We start from the raw sequence: 19547 nt of genomic DNA, 5'->3' as shown, positions 1-19547 counted from the left end.
GATCCTCCAATTTACTTCCTTAATTATACTAAATCAGAGTCTCTATTTAACTTGTACACTTTTTATTCTAGGCCCACAATATTCGTTTCTATCAACACAGGAACAAAAAGTAGCGCTAGCGGTGATTCAAAAAGGGGATGCGATTCGCACGATGGGAATCGAAGAACTATCGAATGAATTAGACGTCAGTAAATCAACTATTTCACGCTTTGTCAAAAAAATTGGCTGCAAGAACTTCGTTGATTTTCGTTTACAATTTACGAACACTCAAGATCCAGTTACGGTCAGCGGGGTCCAAGGTGAATCTGATGAAGATGAACGAACTTCAGTCGAGATTTACCACCTATATCAACATGTGATAACTCAAACTCAAGAAAAAATGAACCAGGCAGATATTGAAAAATTGGTGAAGTGGATTGGTGATAGTCGCCGAGTGTTTATTTATGGACTCGGTAGTTCCGGCTATAACGTCGAAGAATTTGGCCAACGATTGATTCGGATGGGTATTCAAACCGTGACGGCGACTGAAAGTCACATGATGTTGATTACTTCAAATATCATGAATCGCGATGATTTAGTGATTGGGATTTCTAATTCTGGTAATACCATCGAAGTTAATCGTGCCTTATTGAATGCGAAAAAGAATGGTGCCAAAACAGCAGCAATTACGAGCGATATGATTGGACCGATTAATCAGGCCAGTTTGTTAACTTTACACGTTGAAGATAGTACCAAACTCGCTGAAGGGCGCTTTATTAACTCCCAATTTGCCATTACGTATGCGATTGATATTTTGTCGCGGCTGTTATTGGAAAATCAGCAATACAACTGGAGTATGCAAAAAACGATTGAGTCAATTATTGAAGATAAATCTCAAAACTAGTTGTATATAGCAAATATACTTTAAAATCAATGATTGTATCATACAAGTATTTGTATAAATCACATTCTTTTGATTTATGGTTGGAATAAGGTACACTATCTCTGAAATGAAAAGGAGATGATGGATCATGTACCAATTTGATTGGCAAGTATTTGAAGATGAAGAATATTCGCATGACTCTGAAATCAGTTTTGTAAAATTGAACGAACGAAATTATATTACCGCCAGTGGCACAGCTAAAGATAAGACTTCGGACAAGGAGTTCTTGGCCTTGGCAGATGCACTGTCGACAATTGCTGCTAAAATTAGTGAAGGACCCGATGGCGGCGTCAACATTCCGGGCTTCCGCACCTATCGTCCTTATCCATTACAGGCCATGTGGTCAGGTGGTAATTTAGAAGAACGGACTAACTTTCAATTGTGGATCAAGCAACCGAATATGGTACCGGAAGAATTTTTCCATGCGGCGATTGAGCAATTAGATCTGGATGCTAAATTACTAGCTCGGATTAAGTATGTCCGGATGGCCGAAGGAACGGAAATTCAAAGTTATACCGATGGCAATATTGCCGATACGATTTATAAACTCGAATCAGAAGTGTACGCCCGTGAATTGACTCAGTTGAGTCAAACTGAACACCGCGAAGTTTACGTGGATGGTTATGGTAAGGGGCAGCCAGCCCTAGTACGAATTCCGATTAAAGTTGTCGAAGGTAAAATTGATCGTAATCGGTTATCAACAAATTAAACCGAGGTAAAGTGAATGACACAGATATATTTCTTATGTACTGGTAACTCTTGTCGGAGTCAAATGGCAGAAGGTTATGGTCACGCATTGTTAGGTGATGACTTTGTGTGGCGAGTGCTGGTGTGGAAACACATGGCTTAAATCCAAATGCAGTCAAGGTAATGGCTGAAGATGGAGTTGATATCAGTCAACAAACTTCCACGTTGATTGATCAAGCTTATTTTTACTCGTCAGATTTGATTGTGACGTTATGTGGGGACGCACGTGATAAGTGTCCAGTCATTCCTGCATCAATCACTCACTTACATTGGGATTTAGCCGATCCTGCTCAAGCCACAGGTACGGAAGTTGAGAAATTTGCTCAATTCCGGGCGGTGCGCGATGAAATCAAGCAACGAGTCGCAAAATTAGCATAATTGTATATAGCAAAAAGCCCACAATATCAGATTTCTGATTTTTGCGGGCTTTTTTGGTACAGTTAGGGTGATCAATGAGGGTGACAGATACTGGGGGGATGGGCATGACAAAGACAAAGAGCTTGTCATTTAGCAGTATTATCTTGTTGGGTATTAACGGAATTGTTGAATCTGGCATTTTCTTATTGCCGGGTACTTTATATCGTCAAAGTGGCATGTTGAGTATTGTGGCCATCTTGATGGCCGGGTTTTCGACACTCTTAATTGCGATGAACTATGCGGTGATGGCTTCTAAAATTGATGCAGAAGGTGGTGCATATGCGTATGCTTCACGGGCATTTGGACCTCTAGGTGGATTTCAAACTGGGTGGTTTGGCTGGTTATTAGGTGTGATTACGATTAGTGCGGAGATTGCGGCCTTTCAAACGGTCCTGAAAAGTGTGCTAGTCGATGTTCATGGGGAGTGGATTTTTGATGCCGTCGGAATGGCGATTATTTTGTTACTAGTGGTAATTAATATTTCCGGAACCGATATTATTAAGATTTTTGATAACCTCTCCAGCGCCATTAAGGTGTCGTTACTGATTGCCTTTATCATTGTCGGAGTGTGGCTGCTCAGTAAAACCAGTGTGGCGGTTCCTCAAGCAACTCCAGTGAAAGCTAGTGATTTTACCGGCACGTTCAGTACCGCTTTTTATATGTTTACTGGTTTTTCCTTCTTACTGATTGCTGCCAAACAAATGACCAATCCTGAAAAGAAGATTCCGCGAGCACTGATTATTTCAATTTCCACGGTTGGAATTATTTACGCTGCCGTCCAATTTATTTTGATTTTATTGCAACACAGCAGTTTAGCTGGCGATACAATGCCAATTGCGACGGTCTTTAATCAAGTCTTTGGGATAGCTGGCCGAATGGTCGTATTGGTAGGGATTATGATTTCCACCATCGGGGTGGCCGTTAGCCGTCTCGTTTGACACCACCTCAGGCCTAGCTTCACTTTCAAGTGATGAGCATTTACTGCCAGCAATTGTCGGCAAAACCACTAAGAATGGATCGGCATTAGTATCGATTATCTTAACCATGGGACTGGCAGCACTATTAATTTTGAGTGGGAGTTACTTGTTCTTGGTTAAATTGATTGTGCTCAGTTCATTCGTTCAATATCTGGCAACAATTGGATCGCTGATCAAACTGAGAAACGATAAGAGTTTGCCAAAGGGGATGCAGATTCCCTTTGGCTTAGCGATTCCAATTATTTCAATTATCATCATTGTCTATCTGATGTTTAGTTTTAACTGGATTAGTTTAGCCTTAGCCGCTGGGGCAGCAATCATTGGTGGCGTAATTTATTGCCTAAATGCGAAAAATCCAGCCAAAGCAAAATAAAAAGCCAGCTAAAACTAGCTGACTTAATTGATCTAATAACGCGTTATTAAAAGATATTGTATATAGCAATTAAATTAATATGCTCAATGCTAACGTAATTAGAGCGGGAGTCATTTGAACAAAGAAAATTTTCTTTGAAACGGTGACACCACCATAACAACCAACAATTGCGATGAACATCATAATTAGTTCAACGACGCCAAACTTAACGTCGCCAATGAAGACGAACAAACTAATGAGTAACATTGCCCCTAAAGCACCATTATAGATACCTTGGTTTTTGAGGGCGGTTTGCGCGGCGGGTTGTTGCACAAAATCGAGATCCATATCAAACGATTTAGCTTGGAGTTCTGGTTTACCAAACATTTCGATATACATGAACCCGATATGTTCAATTCCGATGATGACTGAGAGTACGATGACTGCGATTTGCATAAGTTAAGTGTCCTTCCGTGGAGCTTTAGATTTGAGTAATTCTAGTATCGCGATAATGATTGTGGCGATTAAGGCAATCAGACTAATAATGATCCCTAATTGAGCAAATGGCGTTTTGTAGGTCAGTTTAATGTGATTGGTACCAGCTTTAACCGGAATTCCCACAAACGCTTTGTTAACACGTGGTAGTTTACCATAATAACCGGCGAGTTTCCAACCATCCGAATATGGAATCGAAGTTGCTAAGATGGTTTTTGAATTCGCATGGTAATTGGCGGTAACTGTATTTTTATCAATCTTAATCTTAGAAGCGGCCTGATTGGCTTTGATGGCGTTATCTAGGCTAGTTCCAGTTGGCACAGCTTCGAGTTCAATATCAAATTCATAGGTTCCAGGGTTGCTCATATGCAAGCTGAAGTTATCTTTTTTAGAAGTGATGGTCCCCAGATTGAGGGTGGTCGAAGATTTTGGATTATAAAATGACAGATTTTCGCTACCAACTTGTTCGAAAGTATTGGTAGTTTTACCATACGTCGCGTCAATGGTAAAGGCACCGGTAGAGCCAGTAGTTGGTGAAATGTTAAAGAGGTTCGTACGTAACCAGCCGAGTTGATACAGGCCAGTATTGTAGCGGTTATCGGTATCATCATTTTCGTACATGATCTTTTGGTTATGCTTTTCAATATAGTTGTTAAGCGCATTATTATAGCGATTCTTCAAAGTGCCAGCAGTGTATTTAATATTCGTCAAGCGGACATGAAGTTCGTAACCTTTAACGAATTTAGGAATTTCAATCGAGTACGAGGTAGGCGTGTAATCAGAAGTTGGTAATTTAACTTTGATATGCTGTGTCTTGGCTGAAGTTTGAGGTAATGAGAAGAATTTCAACTGTTGGACCTTATTCAGCAAGGTTTTAGCAACCTTATTCTTCGCATTCTTGTACACCGTGTTATTAATCAAAGCGACTTCACGTTCACTAGGGCTGAGTTTCTTAAAAGCCGCTGATGACATGGTACCAGATGATTGATAAATCAATGGCATGGTAGTAGTTGTATTATACAAACGTTGACTATTAGTGACATTGGAAGTGATTTCGTAATTAGCCGGTTCAGCAGTATTGTCATCAGTTAAGAAGACGTTTGACACTCCTAGTAAGTGTAAGAAGGTAGTTCGATAATCGGCGGTATTAACAGCATCATTTGGATTATTGGTATTGTTTTCTAAGGCTTTGCTGAGTGAATCAACGTATTTGTTTTGTAATGACCAATAGCTGTTGATGTTGAAGGTATTGGCTAAAATGGCCAAATTATCAGCCGGAGAATCACCAGTTAAATTCGATAATTGATTATCAATTGAAGAACGTCCCGTGGTTTCAGTTTCCTTGATGGCTTCTTCAAATGAATTTTGTGACGAGGTGAGTTGATGAGCCTGACTGGATGAAACTAGCATCGTGTCATCAATCGAATATTGATTGGCGTGGCGATCACGCATAATCACGATGGCATTAAATGAAACCAAAATGACTAGCGAAGCGGCAATCAGCTGTGCTTTATGTTTAAAATGAACTGGTAACTTGGCGAATAACAGGATGAAGATTGTGACAAAATAAATCGCAGCGACGCCACCTAAATCATAGGTAAAGGCAAAATTATCTGCCATGAACAGACTAATGACCGCTAGAATGCCATAACCAGTAAACCAATAGTAATCTCGGCGGTGCAGTGAATCCAAATCGTTAATCATGTAAATAGTCACAATCGCAATTGGAAACAAAAGCATCTGAGCCCAGCGATTGGAAGGTGACGAGCCTCCATTCATTAAGGCCGCTAAGGTTGGGAACATCAAAATCACAAAGCCCACAATAAAAGTGATATTAATGGCTAAATGTTCCTTGAAGCGCCGCAATGACCAAATGACTGCAATGATTCCTAACGTCAAAATTCCACCAGTCACCCAGTAAGGGCGGTTAGCGTTACTAATTGCGAGACCTGGTAAGGTGAAATAATAAGAGTACGGATAGAAGGTGAGTCCGTTGGCCAGTTCACTGGTGGCTCGCGCCGAACGCATTAATTGAACTAGTGAAGGTAGTAACAGCAGGGCACTTAAGCCCGCACCGACAACAACGGCACCAATTAATTTAAGATTTAAAACCAATTTGCGATATTTTTTCGTACTTATTAAGAGAATGAGCCAATAAATTATCATTCCGAGAGCCAACATAGCCCCCAAGTAAAAGTTATTGAATAACGCCCAGGCGACCGAGACAATCAACAAGATGTAACGTTGATGGTTTAACGCGTTATATAAGCCTAGGATTAGGAGAGGCAAAATGATTAGCGGATTGAGAAAGAAAGGATGTGCAAACGTGACGTACGCTGTATACCCGGAAAAAGTGTAGATAATCGATCCAATGACCAAGGCAAAGTGCTTTGAACCTGGTATCAAGCGCTTGGCCACGAAGATGAACGATAGGCCAATCAAAAACAGTCTGATCACAACCATCACTGAATAATAGGCGACCATTTGATCTTGGTGGAAGAAAATTGATGGGTACGTAAAGATATCGCCCATCACATAGTAAGCAAATGTCTGGATGGTATCAGTTCCCAGTCCAATGTTCCAATCCCATTGGCTCCACAGATGGTGGCTAAAGACCAGTCCTTTCAACATCTTTCGCCAATACACTAGTGCTGGATAATGTTGGGTAATTCCGTCTGAATTCCAAATCAAGGTCGAACCAGTGATTGGAACAATTGCGAAAATAAAGATGGCCAACACGATAAAGGCCACCGTATATTGCAGGTACAAATTTGTTTTAAGTCGTTGCATTAGAGCCATTGGAGGTCCTCAGTTCATTATTTTATACGTTTCAATGCTATTCATTTTAGCTCAAAAGATAGCTAAAGGTCAAAAATTGACCATATATTTAAGTTTTTGAAACGATTACCAATAAAATAAGAAATTAATAATGATTTTAGCAGGCAAAAGGGTTTACAATGGGCAATAAATCAAGTAGTATGTTAACTTACAGTTATAAAGGATCAATTACTGGGAGGTGATTACTGTGTTAGAAAGAACCAAAGAATTTATGCGTAAGAATGATATTAAGTATCGTAAAGAATACATTCGACCAATGATGACGACGCAACACGTTTACGTTTTCAAATTTGGCAAGCGTGAATTAAATAACCGGGTAATCATCCGATATTCCCATTCATGGACGGGTCGGTTAAAAATCATTGAAATTGATTTACGTTTACACAAACAACACCGACCACGTATCTTCAAAACTGAAGCGGAATTGGTTGATTACCTTGAGAGTCATTTACAATCGAATATCTTGAAGAATGTGGGGCATTCTCAAGCGGCCGAAGACAGTGAAGAAGATTTCATTGATGATGACGCTCCAAGCCAGAACAAATAATAGACATCTAATTTTGATTAAATTAAAATTGGGTGTTTTTTTGTATTTTAAGAGTGTGATTCTTTTCGGTAATCATTGAGTACTAGTGAAAAATTTCGAAGGATGCGCGTTAAGCATCTAAGAAATTTAAGACTAGACGGAGATGATTGAAATGAAGAACACGACTAGGATGCGCAAATTTAAATTATTGAGTTAAACTGAATGTTTTGATAGGTGGAACGCGTTTAGTCCAACTTGAGTGGAAGGATGCGGGTTAGGCATCTAAGAAATTTAAGGCTAGACGGAGATGATTGAAAAGAATCACACGACTAGGATACGCAAATTTAAATTATTGAGTTAAACTGAATGTTTTGATAGGTGGAACGCGTTTAGTCCAACTTAAGTAGAAGGATGCGGGTTAGGCATTTAAGAAATTTAAGGCTAGACGGAGATGATTGAAAAGAAAAGCACGACTATGAAGCGCAAATTTAAATTATTGAGTTAAACTGAATGCTTTGATAGATGGAACGCGTTTCTGCAAACCTGATTTAACAGTCAACTTGATTAATTATTTGTGAAAGTTGAGATAAACTTGAATAATAATCGATACAAGATATACAATTAGTGTCTATTAATCAACGGCAGATTTAAGTAAAATAGAGATATTCAAAATTTCTTCATAAATTTGTAGGATAATGTGATAGTTAAACTAACAGAAAAAGGGTGCACAAAATGGAATGGACACAAGTAACCGTCATTACTGAAAGCGAAGCAGTTGAAGCAGTGAGCTACATTTTAGATGATTCTGGTGCCACAGGGGTCAAAATTGAAGATTCCAAAGATTTTGATCATTTGAAGGCTGGCAAGTTTGGTGAAATTGTCGCTGCTGATTCAATTCCACATTTGAAGACTGGTGCACAAGTGACCGCCTATTTTCCACAAGATGTGTTTGTCCCTGAAATTTTACCAACGATTAAGCAACGCGTAGAACAATTACGTGAATTTGGGTTAAATCCAGGTTCTGGTCAAGTGGTGTCTGCGGCCGTTGATGATGAAGATTGGGCCACGGCTTGGAAGAAGTATTACAAGCCCGTCCGTATTACACATGACTTAACCGTTGTTCCGGAATGGATTGATTATGAAGTTGAACAACCAAATGAAAAATTGATTCATTTAGATCCAGGGATGGCCTTTGGCACTGGGACGCATCCAACTACGACCTTAATGTTACAAGCATTGGAAATGGAGATTCGTGGTGGTGAATCGGTGATTGACGTGGGAACTGGTTCTGGCGTTTTGAGTATTGCTGCACGCTTACTCGGTGCCGGCGAAGTTCAAGCGTATGATTTGGATCAAGTCGCTGTGGATTCTGCGCTTGAAAATATCAAATTAAATCCAGATGCCGCCCCAATTACCATTGGCGCCAATAGCTTATTGGATGGTATCCACACCCAAGTAGACTTGATTGTCGCTAATATTTTGGCCGAAATTATTGTGCCATTAGTGCCACAAGCATTTGAAAACTTGAAGCCGGGTGGAAAATTCCTGACTTCTGGCATTATTGCCGACAAGTTTGACTTGATTAAAACCACTTTAATTGAGAATGGCTTTGAAGTTCGAGAAACACTCAGAATTAAAGATTGGTATGGAATCATCGCTGTTAAACCATTACCCGATGAAGATTAATTCCGATAAAGGACAAGATTATGCAACGATATTTTTTATCTCAAGTGAATAAGCCGACGGAAGATTTGGAATTGCCCAAAGACATCGCCCACCATTTAACGACTGTCTTGCGAGCAGAGGTGAATACCAAGTTTGAAATCGTATTGGCCGATGAGCAAGTTTACTTAGCACATGTGACTCGCATCGATGATGTGCACACATTTGCTCAAATTGATCAGCAGCTTGACGTCAATGTTGAACTGCCCGTTAAGGTGACGATTGCCTCTGGCTTGCCGAAGGGTGACAAGGCGGAACTGATTACGCAAAAAGCGACCGAATTAGGGGCCACCAGAATCGTCTTCTTTGATACTGAACGCTCCGTTGCTAAATGGGCACCTGCTAAGCAAGCTCGCAAAATTGAACGATTACAAAAAATTGCCAGTGGAGCAGCCGAACAGTCGCATCGTCAAGTTATACCTGAAATTGTATACTACAACAATCTCAAACAACTACTTGAAAATGAATCTGCCGATGTTAAAATAGTTGCCTGGGAAGAATCTGCTAAACAAGGTGAACAAGCCCAACTCGTCCAATCTTTGGAGCAATTGGCCACGGGTCAAACTTTACTCACGATTTTTGGCTCTGAAGGGGGACTTTCCGAAGCTGAAGTTGAAATTATGAGTCAATATCAGGTGGTCCCTGCCGGGTTAGGGCCACGTATTTTAAGAACAGAAACTGCGCCACTTTATGTGTTGTCTGCAATTTCGTATCATTTTGAATTGGAGAAATAATTATTTATGAAGAAGTTATCTGTAAGAAAACCATCAATTAATTTGGGCAACTTTGATCTGACCATCATCGTCCATGCGGTTTTGATTGGAATTATCACACCCTTATTAACTGAATATATGCCCATCGTAAAAGTGCGCTTAATCGGGGTACCAATCCTGTTAATGCTGATTAATTTTATTTATGCGGCCATTTTAGGATTGTGGATCCAAAAACATGAAAGTAATGGATTACAAATTTTAATTTTTCCATTGGTGTTTTCTATTCTGGCATACCTGATTTTACCTAAATATATGTATTACTTTGGCCCAATTTACTTACTAATTTCATATCTTGCCTGGTCAATGAGCCGACCAAAAGAGTAACCCAACAAGCCCAATTCGTTGAGGGCTTTTTTTACATTCTGATAAATTTTAATTAACATTCATTGAAGTTCACATTTGTACCGTAAAAAGGTATAATTATAGAAATTTACATTGATAATAATGAAAGCAAGTTGGTGGCAAATGGCACATGAACAAAATATGACACATGCAGATGTCATAAAAATTGTAAAAACTTATATGAATCCTGAACACGTTGAAATCGTTGAACGGGCTCATCATTTTGCGGAAACAGCACATAATGGACAAGTACGACAATCGGGTGAACCATATATCGTTCATCCTATTCAAGTGGCGGGAATTTTAGCTAATTTACATATGGACCCAGAAACCGTAGCTGCTGGATACATGCACGATTTAGTTGAAGATACCGGTGTCACGATTGAAGACATCCGGATTTTATTTAGTGATGACGTGGCTCTGATTGTTGATGGGGACACTAAACTAAGTAAAATCAAATATAAATCGACTAAAGAACAAATGACCGAAAACCATCGAAAGTTATTGCTGTCAATGTCTAAAGATATTCGGGTGATGATTGTTAAGCTCGCCGATCGGTTGCATAATATGCGGACGTTGCAGCATTTACGTCCCGACAAACAACGACGAATTGCTAATGAAACGCTTGAAATCTACGCGCCAATCGCTGACCGGTTAGGTATCAGTACGATTAAATGGGAATTGGAAGATTTATCGTTACGTTATCTCAATCCTCAACAATATTACCGGATTGTTCATTTAATGAACTCTCGTCGTGATCAACGAATTGATTATATTGAAGATGCCATTAAAGAAATTCAAGGTGCAATTGAAGATCTTGATTTAGGACCAGGAACCAAAATCTATGGTCGGCCTAAGCATATTTATTCGGTTTATTGGAAGATGGTTTCTCAACACAAACAGTTCAGTCAAATCTATGATTTATTAGCCATTCGGGTCGTCGTGGATTCAATTAAGGATTGTTATGCCGTTCTTGGTGCCATTCATACTCGTTGGACACCGATGCCTGGTCGTTTCAAAGATTATATTGCGATGCCAAAGGTCAATGGCTATCAATCATTGCATACCACGGTCGTTGGTCCTGAAGGCCGTCCGTTGGAAGTTCAAATTCGAACCCACGAAATGCACGAAGTTGCTGAATTTGGGGTTGCGGCTCACTGGGCCTACAAAGAAGGCAAAACTTCTGGTGTGAAATCCAATGAGTCTGACAAAAAATTGAACATTTTCAAAGAAATTTTAGAACTTCAAAGTGAAACTTCGAATGCCGATGAATTCATGCAAGGTGTTCAAGGTGATATCTTTACCGATCGCGTGTACGCATTTACGCCCAAAGGTGATGTGTTTGAATTGCCTAAAGGAGCTGGTCCCTTGGACATGGCTTACACGATCCACACTGAAGTCGGGAACAAGACGACCGGTGCTAAGGTCAATGGCAAAATTGTGCCACTCGATTACGAGATTCAAACTGGTGATATTGTTGATATTTTAACTTCACAATCTTCATCTGGTCCTAGTCGTGATTGGGCAAACCTAGTTTATACTCGTCGCGCTCGGAATAAGATTAAACAATTCTTCCGTCAAGCTGACCGTGAAAAGAACATTTTGAACGGTAAAGAAATGATTGAACATCAATTACGTGATGATGGTTTCAATCCAAAAGAGATTGTCACACCAGATAAATCGAGTGAAATCTCCACCAAGTTACATTACAGCTCCAGTGATGATATGTTTGCGGCAATTGGCTTTGGGGATGTTCAACCTAAAGGGGTTGCCAACCGTTTCTCACAAGATGCACGTAAACAACAGGAAAGTGATCGTCAGCGTCAAGCTGAAAAGGAATTGCTTGAAGACCACAAGACACTGTCAGATGAAAAAGAAGTTTCTCATACCGAAAAGAAAAAGCGGACCGCTCAAGGTGGCGTAATTATCGAAGGTGTGGATAATCTGTTGGTTCGTTTGAGTCACTGTTGTAGTCCAATTCCCGGGGATGAGATTGAAGGATATATTACCAAAGGACGTGGAGTCTCAGTTCATCGCGTCGATTGTCCGAATATCAAAGCCGCCGAAGAACACGGTGAACGGTTAATTGCTGTTTCATGGGAAAACCCAGACGGTGATAACTCCAACTATAGTGCGGATCTGGAAGTTCAAGGTTATAACCGGAATGGTTTGTTGAACGATGTCTTAAAAACAATTAACAATAGTACAAAATATTTGAACTCTGTGAATGGAAAAGTTGATCACGATAAGATGGTTACCATCAGTGCTTCATTTGGTGTTCGCAATCGTGAACATTTGGAACGCATCATTGACAACTTGAAGAATATTCCTGATGTTTATGTTATTAAGCGGGCTATTCACTAAGTGATTGAAACGTGTAAAGATTTAGATAGATGTACCAAGACATCTTGTGTGAGTAAACCATTGCTTGCATGAGATGTTTCTGGTTATACATATGTTAAATATTTTCTAGGAGGCACCACATGCGAGTTGTATTGCAAAAAGTTAACCACGCGAAAGTCACGATTGAAAACGAAGTGGTGGGTTCTATCAAGCAAGGATTTATGTTATTAGTTGGGATTGCACCTGATGATACAGAAGAAAACTTGGATTACTTAGTTCATAAAATTGTGAACGTTCGAATTTTTGAAGATGCTGATGGAAAAATGAACCTTGGTTTAAACGATGTTGATGGTGAGATTTTATCAATTTCACAATTTACTTTGTACGCTGATACCAAAAAGGGCAATCGTCCTGGCTTCTCAAATGCAGCTGGTCCAGATATTGCTGAACCGTTATATAACAAATTTAATGAAAAGCTTCGCGCTGAAGGCATTCATGTTGAAACTGGTCATTTTGGAGCTGAAATGCAAGTTGAACTAGAAAATGATGGTCCAACAACGATTTGGTATGAGAAATAATAAGTGCGAACGACATTGCTCAGCTACTGAGTACTAACAAAGTTCAAAGAATGATTTCGAATTATGAAATCGAGTTGAACAAAGTTAGACGGAAGTGGCTAATGGAGAGAGCCGTTAAAAAAAGCGCAAATCGGTGTGAATTGAGAAGCCGTTACAAAATAAGTGCGAGCGACATTGTCCAGCTACCGAGTACTAACAAAGTTCAACGAATGATTTCGAATTATTAAATCGAGTTGAACAAAGTTAGACGGAGGAAGCTAATGGAGAGAGCCGTTAAAATAAGTGCTAACGACATTGTCCAGCTACTGAGCACCGACAAATTTTTAATTAAGTATTTTTATCAAAATGGAGGGTTTCAGATGTATAGAAATTTCTTTTGGGATTTAGATGGCACGTTATATGATACTTATCCGCAAATGGTAGATTCATTCAACCAAATGCTGGAACACTTTAACGTACCTGCGCAAAAGCGTCGTAGTTATGAAATTATGCGTCAAGATACCTTGGGTAATGCCTTTGTGATTTTTGCTAAAGAAAATAATTTAGATATTAATGCAATGGAAGCAATCTACTACCCAATTGAAAAACAATATACTCATCCCAATATGGCTGAGGGTACACGAGAAGTTTTACAAGCCGTCATTGATCACGGTGGGAAGAATTACTTATTAACTCATCGTAATCGGACTGGCTTAAACTTTATGAAATTAGACGGACTATTGAATATGTTCAGCGATTTTGTCACGGCGGATGATCCATTTCCAAAGAAGCCAGATCCAACTTCACTAAATCATTTAATTGATACTAATTTAGTACCTAGAGAGGATGCAGTGATGGTCGGTGACCGGGATATGGATATCAATGCTGCTCATAATGCTGGTATTGAAGGTATTTTATTTGATCCAGATGACCTAATAGAAACCAAAGCCAATCCAAATCATCGTGTTCACACGATGAAAGAAATTGAACAATGGATTAAATAAACAAAAATGCACCGAGAATAAAAATTCTCAGTGCATTTTTTAATACTGACTTAAGATTCTATCAACAGAACCGCCATAGGTTTCGCCAAATAGTACAAGATGAAATCCTAGATAATAGAATTGATACCAAGGTAATCGTTCTTGGAAACCAGGTTCCAGTGGATATTCTTGATTATAGGAATCGTAAAAATCTTGGTCAAAGCCACCAAAAATAGTGGTCATTGCCAAATCATATTCGCGGTCACCATAGAGTGCGTCAGGATCAATCAGAGTGGGAGTGCCATCTGCTTCAAACATGTAATTGCCAGACCATAAGTCTCCATGCAATAAGCTAGGCACCACATCATGCGTTTGATAGTAATCCACAAACGCCGCTCTCATCTTGTCAAATCCAGCTTGCCGAGTTGCATTCCAGACGTGTTTTTCTTTGGCCAAACGGGCGACCATATCAAGTCGTTGCTCACTATAAAATTTCGCCCATGAAGTTTGCCATTGATTGTTTTTGACCACTGCTTTTGATTGGTGGTTATAGTCAAAGCCAAATTTATCATTGTGAACTAGGTGCATCTTAGCGACGGCACTGCCCAAGTCTGATTGAAAACCATCCCCAGAATTAATCCAGTTCAATAGTAAATAAGCATCGCCATCAATTTGACCTTGAGCAATCGGGGTAGGAACGTTGACCACTTTGCCAATCGCTTCGAGGCCCGCTTTTTCATGATCAAAATAATCAGCCGTTTTGTTTGGTTGAACTTTCAAAAAATATTCATGGTCTGTTGTATCGATTTTATAGGCATCATTAATATCGCCACCGCTGACGGCACGATAGTCGATGATATTTGTAATTGGCAATTGCGCTAACCAGTCTTGATTCATCAAATCACCTTCGTTAGTTTTATGTAGTTGGAAACACCCACATAATAACACTCAAGACCAAAATAAAAAAGCATCGCTAGGATGCTTTAATTATTGAAGTAAGTTTGTAAACCTTTGACCACTTTGCTGGCCACTTTGACCTGATAAGTTTTACTCTTAATTTTTTTGAAATCTTTGGTTTCGTTGATATATCCCATCTCACACAATACGGCGGGACGTGAATTATAACGAATCACGTAGAAATTACCAAATTGGATCCCTCGGTTGGTGAGTGCCAAACCATCAAATTGGGCATTTAGAGCTTTTGCTAACTGTTTTGAAGCCCCATTATGATAGTAATAAGTCGTTAAACCACTGGCAGTGTTGCGTTCTGGTGAAGAATCAAAGTGGAAACTGATAAAGGCATCAGCCGAAACTTTATTGGAGGTTGCTGCAATCTTTTTCAGACTGACATACTTGTCGGTATCACGAATCATAATGACATGTGCACCTTGGGCCCGGAGTTGTGTTGCGACCGCCTTGGCCATTTGGAGCGTGTAAGTTTTTTCCATATACTTGGTTTTGGTACTGTCCTTATACTCGGCTCCAGAATCAGAACCGCCATGACCAGCGTCAATTACGATGGTAGCTTCCGACAGGTTCGAGGCTTTCTTGAGGTTATCTTCGCGATTGACTAACCAGCTGGCTACCCAGCCAAATTTGTGATCGTTAATCCGGACCTTGTACCAATTATCTTTTTCATCTAAGACGTTAAAGCGCGTCTTCTTATCTACTTTTTCGAGTGATTTGTATTTCAAACCAGGACCTGAGCGCACGTTGACGTCTTGGACGCTCACGACAATTGTTTTTTGGCGAGTCAGGCTAAAAACTAAGCCTAATGCTACAACAATGAAGGCGATGGTGAGAATAATTTGTCGTTTAGTTGGACGATAATTCTTCATTTACATGGTGCTCCTTAAGACGAGAGACATTTAATAGTATTTGATAAGTGTATGGATATTATTTCACAAAATCAAGGAAATTATTAAAATGGTCTGAAAATATTAGGTGATTGATTAAAACTCATAGTATATATTATACCGAAAATCGCCTCACAAACCAGATTTAAATCAATCAATAGATGCAATTTTACAAAAATGGAAACCATATTGACTTTACTAGTCAGTTTGAGTATCCTTATTAGGTAAGTTAAATATGAAATGCCGATGATAAAGAGGGCACGGTTCAATTGATTGAAAGAGAGCAAAGCGTAGGTGAGAGCTTTGCATTCAAATGACCGAGTTGACACTTTGGAGGTTGGAAGAAATTCCCGTCGCAAGACGTTATTAAATAGTGACTCTAAGGTGGTACCGTGCGAACAAAGCACCCTTGTAAATTTTACAGGGGTGCTTTTTATTCGTTTTCAGTGATAACTTAGACGAATTTAGGAGGAAAAAGCATATATGCGTTATCAACGTCCCAAAGGAACTGCTGATATTTTACCCGGACAATCTGAAACGTGGCACTTCGTTGAAGAAACGGCTCGTTTATTGTTTGGCGATTATCGCTATAACGAAATAAGAACACCATTGTTTGAAAGTTTTGACGTGTTTGCCAGATCAGCTGGTGATACATCTGACGTGGTGACAAAAGAAATGTATGATTTTCACGATAAGGGTGACCGCCACGTAGCCTTGCGTCCAGAAGGAACGGCTGGGGTGGTTCGTGCTTACGTTGAAAATAAATTATATGGACCAGAATTTGCGAAACCATATAAGGCGTTTTATATTGGACCAATGTTCCGGTATGAACGTCCGCAATCAGGCCGTCAGCGTCAATTCCATCAAGTTGGGGTGGAAGCGTTCGGTAGTGATAGCCCAGCCTTAGATGTTGAAGTAATCGCGATGGCAATTCAATTCTTTGAAACGTTAGGTTTAAAGGGATTGCGCGTGGCGGTTAATTCACTCGGGGATGCGGAAAGTCGAGCTAATTATCGACAAGCATTGATTGACTATTTGAAACCACATTTTGATGAATTGAGTGACGATTCTAAGGAACGACTAGAAAAGAACCCATTGCGAGTGCTGGATAGTAAAGATCCGAAAGATCAACAATTTGTTGAAGATGCACCATCAATTTTGGATTACTTAACTGATGATGCCCAAGACCATTTTGATGAAGTTAAAGCACTGTTAACTGAATTGAATATCGACTTTGATATTGACGAGACGATGGTTCGTGGTTTGGATTACTATAATCACACTATTTTCGAAATCATGATTGAATCCGAAGCCTTTGGTAAAGGATTTACCACTGTTTGTGGTGGTGGCCGTTATAGTGGCTTGGTTAAAGAATTTGGTGGACCAGCTGATGTTTCTGGTGTTGGTTTTGGAATTGGCCTGGAACGGTTGATTTTGTTACTTGAAAGCGAAGGGGTTCAAATTCCTACTGCCAATGACTTAGATGTGTACGTGGTTGGAATTGGTGAAGAAACGAGTCATGAAACCTTGAAACTCGTCCAAGCCATTCGTGGTTTTGGTTTTTCCGCTGATCGTGATTTCTTAGACCGGAAACCAAAAGCACAGTTCAAGAGTGCTGACCGTGAGCATGCCCAATTTGTCATGACACTGGGACAAAATGAATTGGACAATGGCACCGTTAATTTCAAATCAATGGCGACTGGTGAAGAAGAGTCAGTTCGCTTAGCAGATGTATATGAAGATTTCCCACAAATTTATGATCAACATTTTGAGGAGTAGAAGATATGAGAAGAACTAGTTATGCTGGCCTTGTCGATGAAAAATTCGTTGGCCAAGACGTTGTTTTAAAAGGATGGGTCCAAAAACGTCGTGATTTAGGTGGATTGATTTTTATCGATTTACGTGATCGAGAAGGAATCGTGCAATTAGTATTTAGTCAAGAATTTGGCGCAGATGCTTGGGCCGTAGCCGATAAATTACGGAATGAATATGTAATTGAAGTCGAAGGGGTCGTTAAGAATCGTGCTGAACGTGAAATTAACCCTAAGATGAAAACTGGTAAGGTTGAAGTTGAAATTCACAAGGCTACTTTATTAGCTGCTGCTAAAAACCCTCCATTTTATATTGAAGACGACATTAACGTTTCAGACGAATTACGTTTGGAATATCGTTATTTAGATTTACGTCGTCCAGAAATGCAAAAGAATTTAAAGATTCGCGCTGCTATTTCTCGTGCTACTCATAGTTACTTTGATAACCATGACTTCTTGGAAATCGAAACGCCTCAATTGGCTGCTTCATCTCCAGAAGGTGCGCGTGATTATTTGGTGCCATCACGTGTCTATCCGGGTCATTTTTATGCCTTGCCACAATCACCACAATTGTTTAAACAACTATTGATGGGTGCCGGCTATGACCGTTACTATCAAATTGCTCGTTGTTTCCGTGATGAAGATTTGCGTGGTGACCGTCAACCTGAATTTACTCAAATTGACGTTGAAACCAGTTTCTTATCAATTCCTGAAATTCAAGAATTGACTGAAGGGCTCTTGAAGAAAGTAATGAAGGATGCAGTTGACGTTGAAGTTGGCTCAATTCCACAAATTACTTGGCAAGAATCAATGGACCGCTTTGGTACTGATAAGCCCGATATTCGTTTCGGCATGGAATTACAAGACATTTCAGATGTTGTTAAAGATATCGACTTTAAGGTCTTTAATAATGCCATTGAAAATGGTGGCTTTGTTAAAGCTATCGTTGTACCTGGTGGGGCTGAAAAGTATTCACGTAAAGACTTGGACAAGAAGACTCAATACATCGAACGTTTCGGTGCAAAGGGAATGGCTTGGATCAAGATTACGGCAGACGGCTTTACTGGACCAGTTGGTAAATTCTTGAAGGTTAAGGAAACTGAAATTTCTGAAGCCCTTGGTGCCAAAGAAGGCGACTTGATTTTGTTTGCTGCTGATAACTTTAAGATTGTTTCTGATACCTTGGGTTACTTACGTAATTCAATTGGTTCAGAAATGGGGATGATTGACGAATCTCAATTTGCCTTTATCTGGGTTGTTGACTGGCCATTGTTTGAATATGATGAAGGAATCAAACGTTGGATTTCTGCTCACCATCCATTCACGATGCCAAATGAAGAAGATCTTCATTATCTTGACGAAGGTGAAGATCCACATAAGGCTCACGCTCAAAGTTATGACATTGTCTTAAATGGTTACGAACTAGGGGGCGGTTCAATCCGTATCCATACTCGTGAAGTTCAAGAAAAAATGTTGAAAGCCTTAGGATTTACTCCTGAACGGGCCGAAAAAGCCTTTGGTTATCTCTTAAAAGCATTGGAAATGGGCTTTCCACCTCATGGTGGTCTAGCAATCGGATTAGACCGTTTTGCAATGTTACTTGCTAAATGTTCAAACATCCGAGATGTGATTGCTTTCCCTAAGAATTCAAAAGCAACTGAACCAATGACGAAAGCTCCAACAACAGTTTCTGATCAACAATTAACTGATTTAGGACTATTCGTGAGCCCAAACGTCGAAGAATAAGTTCGATTCAATAATGCTATATAAATTAGCAGACCATTATCGCTATATGTGATAATGGTCTTTTTGCGTCTTTAGACTTGGTTGAGCACGTCAAGTGTGCGAAACAAAAAACCACCTGCTATGCGGGTGGAGAGCAAATG

Annotated in this window: 17 protein-coding genes and 1 pseudogene; 14 read left to right on the top strand and 4 right to left on the bottom strand. The window is 39.8% G+C overall.

All coding sequences use genetic code 11. The features are described from left to right. The 5 genes and pseudogenes from FFM59_RS06785 to FFM59_RS10165 form a co-directional block, all read left to right on the top strand. Nucleotides 1-883, top strand: an 883-nt coding sequence (locus FFM59_RS06785; protein ID WP_137602294.1) for a MurR/RpiR family transcriptional regulator, incomplete at its 5' end; no start/stop codon positions are given. A gap of 127 nt (nucleotides 884-1010) precedes the next feature. Then, on the top strand, nucleotides 1011-1631 hold the full coding sequence (locus FFM59_RS06780; protein WP_137602293.1) for a hypothetical protein: 621 nt from the start codon (nucleotides 1011-1013) through the stop codon (nucleotides 1629-1631). 15 nt (nucleotides 1632-1646) lie between these two features. After that, nucleotides 1647-2047, top strand: a pseudogene (gene arsC / locus FFM59_RS06775) (arsenate reductase (thioredoxin)). A 104-nt stretch (nucleotides 2048-2151) separates the two neighbouring features. Further along, nucleotides 2152-3024, top strand: a complete 873-nt coding sequence (locus tag FFM59_RS06770; protein ID WP_225420316.1) for an APC family permease — start codon at nucleotides 2152-2154, stop codon at nucleotides 3022-3024. A gap of 106 nt (nucleotides 3025-3130) precedes the next feature. Continuing rightward, the gene (locus FFM59_RS10165) at nucleotides 3131-3436 is read left to right on the top strand and encodes a hypothetical protein (RefSeq protein ID WP_225420315.1); all 306 of its coding nucleotides are present in this window, start codon (nucleotides 3131-3133) and stop codon (nucleotides 3434-3436) included. A gap of 69 nt (nucleotides 3437-3505) precedes the next feature. Here FFM59_RS10165 and FFM59_RS06765 read toward each other — a convergent pair whose 3' ends face one another. Both FFM59_RS06765 and FFM59_RS06760 read right to left on the bottom strand, forming a co-directional pair. Continuing rightward, nucleotides 3506-3871, bottom strand: a complete 366-nt coding sequence (locus tag FFM59_RS06765) for a DUF1304 domain-containing protein (protein WP_137602292.1) — start codon at nucleotides 3869-3871, stop codon at nucleotides 3506-3508. Between the two features lie 3 nt (nucleotides 3872-3874). Beyond that, entirely contained in the window at nucleotides 3875-6709 is a 2835-nt protein-coding gene (locus FFM59_RS06760) for a YfhO family protein (protein ID WP_137602291.1), read from the bottom strand. A gap of 217 nt (nucleotides 6710-6926) precedes the next feature. On the opposite strand from FFM59_RS06760, the gene FFM59_RS06755 reads away from it, so the two are divergent. From FFM59_RS06755 to FFM59_RS06725, 7 genes are all read left to right on the top strand, one after another. Next, complete coding sequence (locus tag FFM59_RS06755; RefSeq protein ID WP_225420314.1) at nucleotides 6927-7295, top strand: hypothetical protein; 369 nt, start codon at nucleotides 6927-6929, stop codon at nucleotides 7293-7295. 711 nt (nucleotides 7296-8006) lie between these two features. Beyond that, nucleotides 8007-8960: a 50S ribosomal protein L11 methyltransferase gene (gene prmA, locus FFM59_RS06750; RefSeq protein WP_137602290.1), complete on the top strand. Its 954-nt coding sequence runs from the start codon at nucleotides 8007-8009 to the stop codon at nucleotides 8958-8960. 20 nt (nucleotides 8961-8980) lie between these two features. After that, complete coding sequence (locus tag FFM59_RS06745) at nucleotides 8981-9730, top strand: 16S rRNA (uracil(1498)-N(3))-methyltransferase (protein ID WP_137602289.1); 750 nt, start codon at nucleotides 8981-8983, stop codon at nucleotides 9728-9730. Nucleotides 9731-9736: 6 nt separating this feature from the next. Beyond that, a complete protein-coding gene (locus FFM59_RS06740) occupies nucleotides 9737-10093 on the top strand; it encodes a hypothetical protein (protein WP_137602288.1) in 357 nt (118 codons plus the stop codon). A 141-nt stretch (nucleotides 10094-10234) separates the two neighbouring features. Further along, on the top strand, nucleotides 10235-12475 hold the full coding sequence (locus tag FFM59_RS06735; protein WP_137602295.1) for a RelA/SpoT family protein: 2241 nt from the start codon (nucleotides 10235-10237) through the stop codon (nucleotides 12473-12475). A gap of 119 nt (nucleotides 12476-12594) precedes the next feature. Continuing rightward, nucleotides 12595-13032 carry a D-aminoacyl-tRNA deacylase gene (gene dtd, locus FFM59_RS06730; RefSeq protein WP_137602287.1) on the top strand — a complete coding sequence of 146 codons (438 nt, stop codon included), beginning with the start codon at nucleotides 12595-12597 and terminating at the stop codon, nucleotides 13030-13032. A gap of 359 nt (nucleotides 13033-13391) precedes the next feature. Then, nucleotides 13392-14015 (top strand): HAD-IA family hydrolase, encoded by a 624-nt coding sequence (locus FFM59_RS06725; protein WP_170175953.1) that lies wholly within the window; start codon nucleotides 13392-13394, stop codon nucleotides 14013-14015. A 39-nt stretch (nucleotides 14016-14054) separates the two neighbouring features. Here the strand turns inward: FFM59_RS06725 and FFM59_RS06720 are convergent, their stop codons facing one another. Next, nucleotides 14055-14891, bottom strand: a complete 837-nt coding sequence (locus tag FFM59_RS06720) for a fructosamine kinase family protein (protein WP_137602285.1) — start codon at nucleotides 14889-14891, stop codon at nucleotides 14055-14057. 86 nt (nucleotides 14892-14977) lie between these two features. After that, the gene (locus FFM59_RS06715) at nucleotides 14978-15832 is read right to left on the bottom strand and encodes an N-acetylmuramoyl-L-alanine amidase family protein (RefSeq protein WP_137602284.1); all 855 of its coding nucleotides are present in this window, start codon (nucleotides 15830-15832) and stop codon (nucleotides 14978-14980) included. Nucleotides 15833-16333: 501 nt separating this feature from the next. Between FFM59_RS06715 and hisS the strand changes: the two genes are divergently transcribed. Both hisS and aspS read left to right on the top strand, forming a co-directional pair. Continuing rightward, complete coding sequence (gene hisS, locus FFM59_RS06710) at nucleotides 16334-17629, top strand: histidine--tRNA ligase (protein ID WP_137602283.1); 1296 nt, start codon at nucleotides 16334-16336, stop codon at nucleotides 17627-17629. Between the two features lie 5 nt (nucleotides 17630-17634). Next, a complete protein-coding gene (gene aspS, locus FFM59_RS06705; RefSeq protein ID WP_137602282.1) occupies nucleotides 17635-19407 on the top strand; it encodes an aspartate--tRNA ligase in 1773 nt (590 codons plus the stop codon). Nucleotides 19408-19547: the final 140 nt, after the last annotated feature.

This window comes from Paucilactobacillus nenjiangensis (genome assembly GCF_005405445.1).
Classification (GTDB): domain Bacteria; phylum Bacillota; class Bacilli; order Lactobacillales; family Lactobacillaceae; genus Paucilactobacillus; species Paucilactobacillus nenjiangensis.
The sequence above is the reverse complement of the archived record's forward strand: the minus strand, read 5'-3'. Positions and strand labels throughout refer to the sequence as shown.